This window comes from Gorillibacterium terrae, from assembly GCF_051594785.1.
Classification (GTDB): Bacteria; Bacillota; Bacilli; order Paenibacillales; family NBRC-103111; genus Gorillibacterium.
In genome coordinates this window covers 11046-25937 of the sequence record NZ_JBPPGI010000007.1, presented here as the reverse complement: position 1 = coordinate 25937, position 14892 = coordinate 11046, and the positions used below count along the sequence as shown (strand labels likewise).

The following is a 14892-nucleotide window of genomic DNA, read 5'->3' as shown; positions in this document are numbered from 1 at the left end:
GCTGGGTAACCGGCGGTTGTCCGCGTCTGCAGCAGGCAGCAACAGAAGCTTATCAGTTGAACTTGAACCACAAGGAGGACTTATCTTGGCAAAAGCTACACAGAAATGGCTGAGCGTCGCGCTGGTGTTCTCACTGCTCGTTGCGCTTCTTCCGGCCCGCGTTCAAGCGGCCGGGGCCACGATCCTGATCACCGGACTTTATACCACCACCGATGCCGATGTTAACGCCATCACGGGAAAACCGAAGGACGACAGCAGAATCGACCGCTTTACCTCGAACCCGATCGACTTGCGGGCCAACATTACTGGGATCAGCGAGGAGCAGGTTCAAAATATTTATTACGAAATCTTCAATCCCGATACCAAACAAACCGTCGTAGAAAAGTTAAATAAGGCGGTTCTATCAGGCAACCAAATCATCTTCCGTAATGTCAGCCTCACCGAGGGACTGAACCGGATTACCATCCGACTGGGGACGAACAGCAATGGGGTTACTTCCCAGCCCGGCTGGGCATATTTAACGTCTATTGCCAATATCACCAATCTTAAAATCGGCGACGAGCCCTTTGTCGATGACGGCTTTTATCCTAAGAATCCACAAGCGGGTTCTACCAATAGCCTGACCATTACCGGTAAGGCCCAGAACTCGACCAACGTAGAGGCATCGGCCATGGGCGTTTCCGGTAGCCAGTCGAGCAGCTTTCCCGATGGTTTCTTCACATTTGTGGTCATGAGCGACGATTCCGGCAACAATACCGGCTTCAGCGGCTTCAATCTGAAACCGGGAGATAATCAGATGGTATTCGTCACGACGAACAGCACTACGCTCAGTTCCTTTAGGATTCAGCGCTCCTTTATCTTCGACAATGGCAGAGCCTTTGCATTCCATACGAATGTGAAGGGCGCTTCTGATGGGGATTATCAGCTACTTGCTGCCAGCCCCACGGTTAACAGTACGGCTATTGACCTAGATACTGATCTCAAGATTCCACTTGTGAACGGGGCTCCTCTTTATGATAGGCTGAAAATTTCCGCTGACGGCATGACCTCGCCGTTGGAAATCGATTTGTCTAAGCTTAATCCGACGAGAACGACTAGTGCGTATAACGTATACAACTTAAAGGATACCGGTCACATTCAATTGGATGGCACTCACCGTAAACTCCAAACGGTTACCTTCCTCTTTACCAGCAGTACCGGAGGAGCTGCCGTGCAGCAGGATTTCACCATGACCTATGTAAAAGCGGACAGCCCGACGGTTACCTTCGTCGGAATCGGTTCGCCGTCCGCTGTGAAGGATATCGAGTTCCAGGACTTGTCTTCCGCAACTACGATCAGCGAGCTTCCCCGCAGCCTGCGAATCAAGACAGTGAATGCCGATTTTATCGATGTGATGATCGACAATAACTCGGCAACCAAAACCAGAATCGAGGCCGGTAGAGAAGATTATAAGCTAGATCAGATGCTGAATGGCCAGCATAAGATTACCATTACCCCGCTTGACAGCAAGGTCGGGCCGGATCCTATCAACAGCGTAAGCTATACGCTGCAAATTAACGTGGCTCCTTATCTGATTCTAACCAATCTGAGCAAGGGACAAGTCTTTGACGGGGTCTATCCGTTTTCGGATAATCTGTTGAAAGGTCGCCTGGTCAGTGTGTCCCAGGCTGAGATGGGCAAAGTCAAATACTCCTTCAACGATCTGGAGGAGAAAACACTTGCCGATTCGTTGTTGCCGAGCAAGGATGGCCAGTTTGCGATCAACACGACTGGCATCAACTTCAACAACGGATTGAATACGGTCAAGTTTGTCATATACAACAACGGTAAAGTCGTAACGAGGGCGACCTTCGAATTCTTCTATTATAAAGATTCGGCTCCGTCGTTCACCAGCGTTTATCCGGTGAATGATAAGACGAACGATTTTATTCCCGGATCTTCAGACGATGTCTATTCTACCCAGTTGGACAAAGTGACGATCAAGGGGCAGATGGCAGGCGCGACTCAATTAAAACTGACGGCCCGTTCCAACAATGAGCAAGGCGCGCCGGTGTATCGATCCGTCACGATCGCTTCGTTGAGCACCGGTTCCGCTCCAGCTGTAACCGGCGGTGACGGTACCGGAAGCATATGGGAGAAGAACAACGAAATTTTCTTTAGCAGCGGTAAAGTGGGATCGAGTATCTTTGAAACCAATGCCATTACCTTAAGCCGCTTTGGCGATACGACGTTGGAATTTGAGATAACCAATGCCTCCAACATCAAGGTGACGCGAACCCTCACGATTCATCGCGAGCCGCTTCCATTTCAAATTACTTCGCCTGCCTTGATTACCAACAGCAAAGGACAGCTCCAGGCCAACATCACGAGCAATTATCAGATTGTGCAGATCGTTTCCGAGGGCGCTGATAAGATTACGTTTAACGACAAGAAGAAAGGCCAAGCGAAGGTGCTGGATCCGAATGCTTACAGCTTTACCTATGAGCTGAGCGATCTCAAATCCGGTACGAATTCCATAAGCTTCACCATCATGAAGGGAAGCAAAAAAATCCCCGGCACCCTCATTCTGAATTATGCCAATACGCCGGTGGAAGGGGCACGCTTTAAAACCAAGCTGTCCAGTTCCGTAAAGGCATTCAATAATCAAATCCAGATAAAATTTCCTAAGAGTACTTTCCTTACTCGAAATGACAGCACGAAGAAACCGGCTCTTTACAGTGAACGTTCGCTCCTGTTTGGTATCGCCAACGGGACAACCGGACAATTGGTCGATCTCGATTACGATCAGCCGTTTACCAGTTCTTCTCTGACATCCCTATTGGAAGATCGAACGGGGCGCTTCCAGCCGGCAAGCCCTTTGTATTATATGGATGCCGGGTTCGTCAGTACCTTGGAGAAAACTCCGGATAGCCCGGAGAAAGGCGGCCTGCTGCCGTTCTCTCTCTCACTGCTGAGTCAGAATTCGGGCAAGACCCTGGAGGCCGGGAACTTCTATATTGATTATGAACACCGAGCCCCAGCCGATAACCTGGTAACGAGCGAGAAGGGACAACTCACCTTGCAATATGACCCCAATATCACCCAGTCCGCCTGGAGATATGTAACGGTTATGAGATTCGGCTATCATGTTAACGAAACTGGCAAGATGACTGCAACGCCCGAATGGGAGAACCTGGGCGGCGTTGTCGACAGCAAGAAGAATACGATCACGGTTCCCTTCCAGGACTTCGGATATTATCGGGTCTTCTATCTGGCTAACAGCTGGACCGATGTGATCAATCATCCCTGGGCCCGCAACGAACTGGACGCTCTCTATGCCAAGGGGTACATGTACAATTTGGAATTGAATTCGTTTGTGCCCAACCAGAACATTACCCGGGGTGAATTTGCCACATTGCTGGTGAAGATTTTCGACCTTCCCCTCAATTACTCGGGAAAACTAACCTTTACAGATTTGCAGTCTACCACCCAGTCCACCAAATCGAGCGATTACCGCTATATCGAGACGGCAGCTCGGGCCGGGATTATCCGGGGAGTCACAGATAATGTTTTCGCGCCGACCCTGTCCATTTCCCGCCAAGATGCAGCCGTGATGATCGCCCGTGCGGCCAAGCTTAAGATGACGAATGACCCGGATAAATCGCTGACGGCACTGCAGAAGCAGTTTACGGATGCAGCCAAAATCGATTATTATGCCCGCACCTCCGTAGAGGCCGTGAACAAGGCCAAATTTATAACGGGTAAACCGAATCTCTATGCGGCGGGTACGTTTAGTTTCGATCCCTTGAATTCCTTTACCCGGGCCGAAGCCGCGGTAGTAGCGGTTCGAGTGCTGCAATTCAAAGGCAAGTTTCCCAAATAACCGGGTACACAGGACAGGCCTTCTGAACTAGGAAGGCCTGTCCTTTGCTTTTTTTAAAAAAAACTTAGAAAACTTTGAAATCCCGCAACTTTTCTGACCCAGATGCGTTTAAGTAGTTGATGTAAACGGCGCACGAGGATGCGGCATATGTCCTGAGGTCCATCTGCCTCCCGGTTCACTGACTCAAAAATCTCCTTTACGGTGGTTGGCAAGCCAGTGTATAATTGGAAAGGTGGCCGCAGAGCCTATTTTTCTGTCTCCGTTTGCGAGTTTCTGCTGCTTCTCGGGCAGCAGGCTAACACCATAATCACGCTCAACTCTGGGAAGGGGGTGACACACACAATGAGGGAATCGAGCTCAATTTTTTCAAAGAATCACGTACAGACATTGACGCATTTCCAAGGAGGAGAAAAAAAGGTTATGAAGAAAGTTTTGACACTCTTTCTGGCCGTTTCTCTCGTCTTCGGCGCATTCGCTGGCATGGCCGGCGCTGCTGAACTGACGACGACTCAGAAATACGACCAAATGGCAGAAGCCGGTATCTTCAACGGCAATACGCCTGCAGGTGACCGCGATCTCGACCAACCGATGACTCGCGCTCAGCTGGCTAAAGTTATCGCTCTGACCCTGGGCCTGGACAACGCTCCGGCCTCCGCTAACGCCTACAAGGATATCGTTAGCTACCACTGGGGCAAACCGTACATCGGTGCTGTTGTAAAAGCCGGCATCATGAACGGCGTATCCGCAACGGCATTCAAACCGAACGCCAACATGAAGATCGAAGAATTGGCTAAGGTTCTGGTTGTCGCTTCCGGCCTCGAGCCGAAAGAAGGCGCTACGGTTGAAGGCAAGGTTGAAAAGTGGGCTGTTGGCTATGTAGCCGCCGCTCTCGAAGCCGGCCTGATCGAAAAGGCTGCCGACTACACGAAGGACGCTCTTCGCGCCGCTCTGGTAGAAGGTGCCTACACGCTGTATGCTCCGGTTAAGGAACTGGCGATTGCCGAAGTGAAGCAAGTTGGTGCTAAGAAGATCCAAGTAGCGTTCAACCAAGCTGCTACGGCTGATCAAAAGGCTGCTCTGACCTACACGGTCAAGAATGGCAACGTTCCTTACAACGTAACCGCTACTTGGGCTGAAGACAACAAGTCCGTTGTATTGGCAACGAGCTTTGCTCTTCCCGCTGGCGATTACACTGTTGCTGTTAAGGGCTTTGATGCCAAGACGATCAAAGTTGAAGCTGAAAAGGCCGACAAACTCGAAATCGGTGCTCAAAACCTGACGCAAGCTGCAAACCAAGACCTGGATGTTAAGGTTCTCAACCAGTTTGGTGAGAAGCACTCCTCCAGCGTTGTTGCAGATAGCAATATCACCGTATATGGTGCTACCTACGGCGCTTATACCGTCGTTGGCGGTAAGATCGACCTGTCCAAGGCAAAAGTCGACGACATTATCACGGTCAGCGCTCTGTACCCCTCCGCTGGACTTACGGCTGCCAAGTCTTTCAAAGTAGTTTCGGCCAGCTCTGTAACGACCATGCAGTTCGGTCCGGTAACTCCGCTGAAGAACAAAGACCGCATTGTTGTTGGTGACAAGGGGATTGAAATTCCTTACACCATGAAGGATCAGTATGGCAACAGCATCAAGCTGAACCAGGGCATTGGTGCTACCACCATCGCTCCGGCTCTCCGTATCGAATCGGGTAACAAGGACGTAGTTGATCCGGCTAAGTTTGCCGTAGACAGCAAAGGCGTTCTGACCATGGAAGCTGGTTCCAAGGCAGGCATCACGATCGTTACGATCTTGAACCCGGCTAATGGTGCATTTGCAACCTTCCAAGTTCAAGTATATGATGCTGCTAAGGTTGGCAAGTTCACCGTCTCCAACCCGGGTGTTCTTGTCGCAGCTGATGAGTGGGTAACGGTTCCTTTCACGGCTCTCGACACTTTCGACAAGCCGATGGACACCAAGGCCTTCAATACGAACTCCGTTGCTGAACAAGTTAAGCTTACTGCCGCTGGCACGATCGAATATAAGTTTGATTCGACCACTGGCGAACTGAAAGTGAAGTTTGCTCAGAAGGGCACCAATATCCTCTACGCTTGGTTGAACGGCCAGACGGTATTGGCAAGCCAAGTAACGGTTGATGTAGTTGAAAAGGCTACCCCCGTTTCCATCATTGGTGTTAAAGACCTTAAGAACCTGTTCGCCGTTGGTGGTCAAGTAACGATCGAAAACAAGAATGTTTCGGTTGTTGACCAGTACGGACGCGCTGTTGATAACGATGGCTTCACCTTCAAGGTTGAAGAAAAGGATGCTGCCGCTAAGGCCGTTGCTTTGAGCGGTAAAACGGTGGTTGGTGTTGAAGCAGGATCCGAAACGCTGACGCTGACCTTGGTTGTTGACAGCAAAGATGTTGCTACTTCCAAGTATGATCTGACGGTTTCGACGCTTGCTGATAAGGATATTGCTTCCTATGCAGTAGATTCCGTTGGTACGGCTGTTTATGCCGGCAACAATGACAGCTATGCCAAGAAGATCACGCTGGTTGGTAAAGACGCTAGCGGTAACGAAATTGCCCTGAAACAATCGAACTACATTGGTACGGTAACCTCCAGCGACAACAGCATTCTGCAAGTTGTCAAGGCAGACGACGTTTACAAGGTAGTTGGTAAGAAAGCCGGTACGGCAACGGTTGTTGTATACAGCATGACCGGTGCTAAGATTGGTGAACAAACCGTAACGGTATCCGAGTCCGTTCCGGTACCTGCTAAGATTGCCTTCAAGTCTGATAAGTATGAATTGGCCAGCACCGTAAACGCTAAGTCTCTTGCTGGTGATGTTACGGTTACCGACCAGTATGGAGTAACTCTGACGACGGCTGGAGCTTGGTTCTCCTCCGATCGTTCGGTTGCTACGGTTGATGGTTCCGGTAATGTAACTCGCGTTGACGACAAGAAGGGTTCTGTTACGATCACCTTCATTGCCGGCACTGCAACGGCTACGACCACGGTCATCTTCAACTAATCCTCTTCAACCCAAAAGAACCTGACTTCGGTCAGGTTCTTTTTTTTCGCAACTTTTGCTAGACTCGTTAAGTCTAACCTCATAGAACAGCACAAGGAGGTAAATGATGGCGAAGAAATGGACATACCTGGTGGCGACACTGGCTCTAGGGACAGCCGTATTTGTAGGCTCATCCTTGCCCTCGCATACCCAGGCCGATTCTGCCGTTCAACCCGGATCTGCCGATGACCCGGTGGTCACGAAGAGCTACGTCGATCAAGCCATTAAATCGGTAACCGGCGGTTCGAGCAGCGGCGGGATGACGCAGGTCATCAACGTTAGCCTGACGGCCGGTCAGCAGTTGATCGCCAATGCCAGTACCGAGTTTATCGTGCGAGCGGGAAATACCAAGGCGTACAGCAAGGACGGAAGCGGGATTCCGGATTTAACGGACGGCAAAGACTTGGCAAACGGAGTAGCCGTTCCGAAAAATCATTTGCTGCTCTTCCCCCGGGACGGAAGGGGAGTAACCGCCTTAACTTCAAGTATTGTCATGGTTCGAGGAAGTTATACGGTCCTTGACAAGAATGGCAACCGGATCGCTCCTTAACCCGGCAACTTCACGAAGCATGAGGGTTCCAGCATTTCACGGGAGTTAGGCCTTCTTCGGCGGGATATCCTAGGGTTACACTCTACTCAGGAGGTGCCGAAGCAATGGCAAGGTCCAACCAGAAGGTCGTCCCCGCGTCCAAGCAAGCCCTCGATGCGATGAAGTACGAGATCGCCGCAGAGCTTGGTCTTCCTGTGGGACAGGGGTACATGAATGGTGCCGCAGATACGGAGTTTGCCGGAGAATTGGGTTCAAGCGGAACCAGCGGAATGAAGAAAGATTATTGGGGACACCTGGCTTCTCGGGATAACGGGGCGGTCGGCGGCCATATCACCAAGCGACTGATCGAACAAGCGGAACAGGAGCTCTTTAAGCTTTCCTAAATCGATTCGTGAAGAATTAAAAAATTCGCAAAATTGATATAAAATGGGTGAATCATGGGTCCCAAAACGGGTTAGCACGAATTGACAGGTATCTTTATTTCCGATACTATACTTTATGGAAGGTAACCCCCAACCTTTTCCGATTTGGAAAAGGTTGATTTTTTATCATCAGGATAACATCGCATTCGCTACATAATCCTTCATAAAGGGCAAGATATAGGTTGGCGATTTGCTTGACTAAGAGGAGGTCGAAACACGTATGGGGAATGGCGTGAAACGGTTGTTTACGTCGGAATCGGTCACGGAAGGACATCCGGATAAAATCTGCGACCAAATTTCCGATGCTGTGCTGGATGCATTTTTGGAAGCAGACCCGAATGCTCGGGTTGCGTGCGAGGTATCGGTGGCGACCGGCCTGGTACTCGTCATCGGCGAAATTACAAGCCGAGCGGATTACGTGGATATCTCCGCGATCGTCCGCAATACCATCAAGGACATCGGCTACACGCGCGCCAAGTATGGATTTGATTACAAAACCTGCGCGGTTCTGACCTCGTTGAACGAGCAGTCGGCCGATATCGCGCAAGGGGTCAATCAAGCGCTCGAAGCGCGTGAAGGACTCATGTCCGACGAAGAGATTGAGGCGCTCGGTGCCGGCGACCAAGGGCTGATGTTCGGCTTTGCTACGAATGAAACGCCGGAGCTCATGCCGATGCCAATCGCCCTGGCTCATCGCCTGGCCCGCCGTTTGGCGAAAGTGCGCAAGGATGGAACGCTGGCCTATCTGCGCCCGGATGGCAAAACGCAGGTAACGGTCGAATACGAAGGGGACAAGCCGGTCCGCGTCGATACCATTGTCGTATCGACCCAGCACGCTCCGGATATGGCGTTGGAACAGATTCAAGCCGATATCAAAAAGCACGTCATTGAGCCCATCGTTCCGGCGGAGTTCCTGGATGCTTCCACTCAATACTTCATCAATCCCACCGGCCGCTTCGTCATCGGCGGTCCGCAAGGGGATGCCGGATTGACCGGCCGGAAGATCATCGTCGATACCTACGGCGGCTACGCCCGCCATGGCGGCGGCGCTTTCTCCGGGAAGGATCCGACGAAAGTAGACCGTTCTGCAGCATATGCCGCCCGGTATGTCGCCAAGAATATCGTAGCGGCCGGACTGGCCGAGAAGTGCGAAATTCAATTGGCTTATGCCATTGGCGTGGCTCGCCCCGTCTCGATCAACGTGGATACGTTTGGTACCGGCAAAGTGAGCGATGAGAAGATCGTTAGCCTGATCCGGGATAATTTCGACCTGCGCCCGGCCGGGATCATCAAGCAGCTCGGCTTGCGTTCGCCGATCTACAAGCAGACGGCGGCGTACGGCCATTTTGGCCGTACGGACGTAGACCTGCCTTGGGAACGCACCGACAAGGCGGAGAAGCTGAAGGCGGATGCCCTCAGCCTGGCATAAGGAACGGCTGATTCGGGGGGAATATGGACCATGGGGCGACGCTCGCCATCCTGGCGACCGCACTGGTTTCGGTCGCTGTCATGAGCGGCTACGACGACCTGATCCTCTTTACTCATAGCAAAAGGCCTCCGGCCCGCTTGAACAGCGGCCGGAGGCCTTTTTGTATTGGAAGAATCGAAAGGCTCTTACTTCACATTAACCGTAATCTTGGCCTTCTTGCCGGCGTAGCTCACCGTAATGGTGGCCTTGCCCTTTCCGATGGCCCGGATCACGCCGTCCTTGACGTCGGCCACGGATACCTTGGAGGAGGACCAGAGGGCGGGCTTGGAGACATCCTCTTCGGTACCGTTCGCGTACGTCGCGGTGGCGACGACCTTGGTCTTCGACCCGACAGCTACGTTCAGCACGACTTCATCGGTCTGCAGGTACTTGAGGGTATCGACGTCCAGGGCCACCGTGACCGATTTGTTGCCATACTTGGCGGTGATGGTGGATTTGCCGTAGGCGATGGCGGAGATCAGCCCATCGTTCACATCGGCGACCTTGTAAGCGCTGGAGGTCCATTCCGCTTCGGCCGTCACCGCCTTTTTGCTGCCATCGCTGAACGTAACGGTCAGCGCCAGTTGATACTTGTCGCCGGATTTTAACGAGAGCGACTTCTTGTTTACCTCCAGCTTCTGGACGACGTCGACATCGACGGGGATGCTGACCGTCTTGCCGCCATATTGTGCCGTAACCGTGGTAGAACCGCGGGTATAGCCGGTCACGACTCCGTCGTTCACGTCGGCAATCTTCGCATTGCCGACCTTCCACTGGGCATCGGCGGTCACATCGGTGTTCTTGCCGGCCGAGTCGGTGGCGGTCAGCTTGATCGTCTTGCTCTGATTGGCGTTCAGGAAGACGGAGCGGACATCGGGAGTCAGCTTGCTGGCCAGCGCGACTCCCACCGAAAGCGTAACCGACAAGGATTGATACTTGGCGGTCACCGTCGCCGAGCCGGAGGCAACGCCGAGGACAAGACCGCTCGCGTTTACTTCGGCGATGGAGGCCGCCGAACTGGACCAGGTCGCCTTGGCGGTGATGTCTTCTTCATGGCCATCCGCGAAGATGGCCAGCAGCTTCGGCTGGTAGCTCTCGCCGATTCCGAGTGCGGCCGTCTTGCTGTTCAGCGCGAGCTTGGCCGGAACTTCGACATCGACGGTCACGGTCGCCGTCTTGCCGCCGTATGAAGCGGTGAGCTTGGCTTCCCCCTGGCCGACGGAATAGATTTTGCCTTGATCGAAGTAGGCAATCTCCTCCTTGGTGGAGCTCCAGGTGGCGAGATTGGCTACATCCTCCCGAGTACCGTCGAGGTAGGTCGCCATGAGCGAGATGGCGGCGGTTTCCTTCGCCTTCATGGAGACCGAATCGTCGCTCAGCTCCAGGTAGCGCGGGATGTTAACATCGACGTTGACCGTAACCTTCTTGGTCCCGTAGGTTGCGGTGATCGTCACAGAGCCGGGGGCGACTGCGGCGACTGAACCGTTCGCGACCGTGGCGACCGCTTCATTGCTGCTGCCCCAAGTCGCAAGAGAGGTCACGTCGGTCGAGGTTCCGTTCGGATAGACGGCGGTCAGCTTCAATTGCTTTTGGGAGTTCTTGTGCAGGAACAGCTTTTGCTCGCTGACGTCCAGCTTGCTCGTAGCATCGACGTTGACGGCGATGGTGGTGCTCTTGCCGCCATAGGCTGCGGTGAGGGTAGCGGTTCCGGCTTTGTAGCCGGTAACCGTACCGCGGATAACATCGGCTACCGTGCTGTCGCTGGTCGTCCAATCGGCATCGGCGGCCACGTTGCGGGTCGTACCGTCCGGATAAGTGGCGATCAGCTCGAGCGTATTCTTCTCTTTGAGCAGCAGGGAGAGAGAGGATTCCGAGAGATCGAGCCGTTTGACCAACTCGACATAGACCGGAATGCTGGTCGTTTGGCTGCCCAGCTTGGCCGTGATCGTGGCGGAACCGGAACCGACGCCGGTGACGACGCCGTTCACGACGGTGGCCACATCGTCGTCGCTGGAAGACCAGTCGGCTTTGGAGCGAACCTCTTCCGTGGAATTGTCGCTGTAGGTGGCGGTCAGCTCGACCGTGGCTTTGTCCTGAAGCCGAATTTCGAGCTTCTGCTTGGACTTCGTCAGGCTTTTGACCTTCTTGGTCACGGTGACTTGAACCGCTTGCGACTGATTATGGTAGACGGCCGTAAGGATGGCGGTTCCTTCCGCTTTGGCCGTGATCGTGCCGTTATAAACGCTGGCCACGGAGGAATTCTCGCTGGTCCAGGTGGTGCTGACGGTGACGACGGCCGTGCTTCCATCGGTATAGACGGCAGTGGAGGAGAGGGAAAGCGAGTCGCCGACCTCCAAGGTCACTTCGTTTTTGGATACGACCAGCTTGGACAGATCGGCGCTTGCGGCGGCCGCAATCGACGTAAAGGGGCTTAGACACAGAGCGGCAGTCAGCAGCAGGGCGATGATTCGGGTTGCTTTCAATTCGGTTCTCCTTTCGCATGACGGGATTGGTCTTATCTCTTATATCGACCTTCCTGTCCGCAGATATTAGAAGAAATCTATTTTCAAAAAAAACGTAACTTTTCCCAAAGGGAAGGAGTCTAAGATAATAGGCGGCTGGAAGAAGTCCCCGAATCCGCATTCCGGCGGGCTTTTTTTGAGTTGCGCCGGTGCGGGCCGAATCTAGCAATACGAGATTTAGAGCTAGCCGGAAATAGAGAACGGTAGACAGAATTCCGGCAAACCGAGCGAATGAGGAGGAACCGAAACGAATGGCAGGAAGGAACAGCAGGAAGAGCTGGAATTGGAAAAAGGTCGTGAGTGCCGGAGTCGCGATGGTACTGATGGTGCCGGCGTTCACGTTATATGCGGACAAGGCGGAGGCCGCTTCGACGGTCACCGACGCCCTGTTGAAGAGCAAGGAGCCGATCACGGCAGGCGCTAATCTGCTGACATATACGGCAAAGATCAAGCGGAGCACGACAACCGTCGCAACGACCGCCAAGGTGGTGCAGGTGGACCTGCAGGCTCCATATGTGGAGCTTGGCGTGATGAACGGCGAGAACGATTCGATCACGACCAGCAACAGCGTGCGCGGCATGGCCGAAGAGACGGGAGCGGTCGCGGGCATCAACGGAGACGTCTACAATACTTCTTCGACGGTAGACCGGGCGCCGATGGGCGGGGTGGTTAAGGGCGGAGAAATCCTGACGTCGCCTTCCCGCATTCAGGGGTTGTACAGCTTCGCGCTCACCAAGGACAAGAAGCCGGTCATCGACCTGTTCGGCTTTCAGGGCTCCGTGACGGCGGCGGACGGGGAGAGCTATACGCTGTCCGGATTGAACAAGAACTTCTACTATTCGGACTATGATAACAAAAACACCAACACGATGGTGGATTCGATTCAGCTGTACACCGACAAGTGGGCCAGCACCAACCGGGGAACCGGCAGCGGGACGACGCCGACCGAGGTACTGGTGCAGAATGACATCATCCAGCAGATTTCCCTCGGCAAGGCGCTGCCCATGGTTCCGCCTGCGGACGGTTATATCCTGCGCGCACATGGCAAAGGCGCCGAATTTGTGAAAGCCCATATGCAGGTGGGCGATCCGCTATCCACCCAAGCCCAACTCGTCTCTACCGGCAGCGGCAAGGCCTATACCGACGCCGACCTCAGCCTCTTGATGGGCGGGCATACGATTCTGGTCGACGGCGGCAAGGCGGCAACCTTCTCGCGGGACATCAGCGGGGTCGGCGGCCAATACTACCGCGCGCGGACGGCGGTCGGCTACTCGGCCGACCAGCGCTATGTCTATCTCGTGACCGCGGACAAGAGCTCCGACAGCGCCGGCATGAGCCTGGAGGAGCTGCAGCAGTTCCTCGTCAAGATCGGCGTGTATAAAGCGCTGAATATGGACGGCGGGGGTTCGACCCAGCTCGTTTCGCGGCCGCTCGGCGAGACGGATGTGGTCGTCGCCAATACGACCGAGAACGGCGACGAGCGCCGGGTGGTCAACGGCTTGGGCGTCTATACGACGGCTCCGAAGGGGAGCGCGCTCAGCATCAGCATCCTGGGCGAGACCTCTGTCTTCCTGGGCGAAAGCTTGACTTATCAGATCAAGGGCTATGATACCTACTACAACCCGATGGAATTTGATCAGTCGCAGGTAGCCTGGAGCAGCACCGGCAATGTCGGCGCTTTTAAGGGCAATGCCTTTACCGTAAAAGCGACCGGCAAAACGACGATCAAGGCCGTGATGGGCCAAGCCTCCCGCACGCTGGATGTGAACGTCGTCGGCCGCGACGATATCGCTTCGATGACCATCGTTCCGACCAGCACGGTGCTGATGAGCGGCAGCGACATCGGCCTGTCCGTGCAAGTAAAGCTGAAGAACGGGACGCAGCGCACGCTTCCGGCCGGCTCGTTCAAGTGGGAGACCAAGGGCTTTAAGGGTCAAGTCAGCGGCGGAAGCCTGAAGGTAACGGATGCGGGCACAAGCGGGGGGCAGCTGGTCGCCGGTTATGACGGCTTCCGCACCATTCTCCCCCTGTCCAGCGGGACCTCGTCCATCTGGTCCGATTTTGACAAGACCGAGGTTCCGAGCAGCGTCACGGTCTATCCGCAAGGAGAACTCACCGCGACCGCCGCGAAGACGGCGGGGCTGGGCGGCCTTTCCGCAACGAACGCCGCGATGCAGTTGAACTACGACATGACACCGGGCACCTTCGGAGAAGTTACCAAAGCGGCCTATCTCAAGTTCGGCACCGACCCCGACGGCGTTCAAGCGCAGGGATCGCCGCAAAGCTTGTCCGTGAAGGTGCTGGGCGACAACAGCCTCAACATGCTGCGGGCGGAAATCGTGGATGCGGCCGGGACGCTGACGCGCGTCGATTTGGCCGAGCGCATCGATTGGCAGGGGTGGAAGACCCTGACCGCCGACTTGACCGCGGCGAAGCCGGTGTATCCGATCAAGCTGAAGCGCATTTATGTAGCGAGCCCCGCCGTAGGCCAGGATGAACGGTCCCGGACCGGCAGCATCGGCATCGACGATATTGCCTTCCAATATAAAGTGGGCGCCCCTGTAGCGGCCCGCAACAAAGTCATCCTGACCCTCGACAAGACGACGGTAACCGTGAACGGCAAGCAGCTTTCGCTGTCGCCGGCCCCGGCTCCCTATACCACGAAAGACGGACGGACGATGGTCCCTGTGAGATTTATCACCGAAGCTCTCGGCGGAAGCGTCGTCTGGACGAATGCCACGAGGCAGGTCAGCATCCTGCGCGGAAGCCAGTTGGCCGATCTGTGGATCGGCGACAAGTCGCTGATCGTCGACGGCAAGCGAGTGGCCACGGATGCCCCGGCAGAGCTGAAAGGAGCCTCGACTATGGTCCCCCTTCGGGTGCTGTCCGAAGCGTTCCATTGGACCGTAACGTATGACTCGAAGACTAAGACGATCACCTTGGAGTAAAATAGTTCTATCCGATCAGTACTAATTATTCACATCAAGCGTAGCGAAATATGTTAC

At 54.3% G+C, this 14892-nt stretch carries 7 protein-coding genes; 6 read left to right on the top strand and 1 reads right to left on the bottom strand.

Going from position 1 to position 14892, the window contains the following annotated elements; genetic code table 11:
• The first annotated feature begins 85 nt into the window (after positions 1-85).
• The 5 genes from ACSEXS_RS20275 (at position 86) to metK (ending at position 9326) form a co-directional block, all read left to right on the top strand.
• A complete protein-coding gene (locus ACSEXS_RS20275; protein WP_438435074.1) occupies positions 86-3862 on the top strand; it encodes an S-layer homology domain-containing protein in 3777 nt (1258 codons plus the stop codon).
• Positions 3863-4282: 420 nt separating this feature from the next.
• Positions 4283-6886, top strand: coding sequence for an S-layer homology domain-containing protein (locus ACSEXS_RS20270; RefSeq protein ID WP_438435073.1), 2604 nt, complete (start codon positions 4283-4285; stop codon positions 6884-6886).
• Positions 6887-6992: 106 nt separating this feature from the next.
• Positions 6993-7475 carry a hypothetical protein gene (locus ACSEXS_RS20265; protein WP_438435072.1) on the top strand — a complete coding sequence of 161 codons (483 nt, stop codon included), beginning with the start codon at positions 6993-6995 and terminating at the stop codon, positions 7473-7475.
• A 104-nt stretch (positions 7476-7579) separates the two neighbouring features.
• The gene (locus ACSEXS_RS20260; protein ID WP_438435071.1) at positions 7580-7858 is read left to right on the top strand and encodes an alpha/beta-type small acid-soluble spore protein; all 279 of its coding nucleotides are present in this window, start codon (positions 7580-7582) and stop codon (positions 7856-7858) included.
• 259 nt (positions 7859-8117) lie between these two features.
• Positions 8118-9326 carry a methionine adenosyltransferase gene (gene metK, locus ACSEXS_RS20255; protein ID WP_438435070.1) on the top strand — a complete coding sequence of 403 codons (1209 nt, stop codon included), beginning with the start codon at positions 8118-8120 and terminating at the stop codon, positions 9324-9326.
• Between the two features lie 185 nt (positions 9327-9511).
• Here the strand turns inward: metK and ACSEXS_RS20250 are convergent, their stop codons facing one another.
• Positions 9512-11848, bottom strand: coding sequence for an Ig-like domain-containing protein (locus tag ACSEXS_RS20250; RefSeq protein WP_438435069.1), 2337 nt, complete (start codon positions 11846-11848; stop codon positions 9512-9514).
• Between the two features lie 290 nt (positions 11849-12138).
• On the opposite strand from ACSEXS_RS20250, the gene ACSEXS_RS20245 reads away from it, so the two are divergent.
• Positions 12139-14835: a phosphodiester glycosidase family protein gene (locus ACSEXS_RS20245; protein ID WP_438435068.1), complete on the top strand. Its 2697-nt coding sequence runs from the start codon at positions 12139-12141 to the stop codon at positions 14833-14835.
• The last annotated feature ends 57 nt before the right edge of the window (positions 14836-14892 follow it).

What these genes read in the sequence shown, in the direction of transcription:
- ACSEXS_RS20270 (WP_438435073.1), top strand. Translation starts at nt 4,283, where the DNA reads ATGAAGAAAGTTTTGACACTCTTTCTGGCCGTTTCTCTCGTCTTCGGC.
- ACSEXS_RS20265 (WP_438435072.1), top strand. Translation starts at nt 6,993, where the DNA reads ATGGCGAAGAAATGGACATACCTGGTGGCGACACTGGCTCTAGGGACA.
- ACSEXS_RS20260 (WP_438435071.1), top strand. Translation starts at nt 7,580, where the DNA reads ATGGCAAGGTCCAACCAGAAGGTCGTCCCCGCGTCCAAGCAAGCCCTC.
- metK (WP_438435070.1), top strand. Translation starts at nt 8,118, where the DNA reads ATGGGGAATGGCGTGAAACGGTTGTTTACGTCGGAATCGGTCACGGAA.
- ACSEXS_RS20245 (WP_438435068.1), top strand. Translation starts at nt 12,139, where the DNA reads ATGGCAGGAAGGAACAGCAGGAAGAGCTGGAATTGGAAAAAGGTCGTG.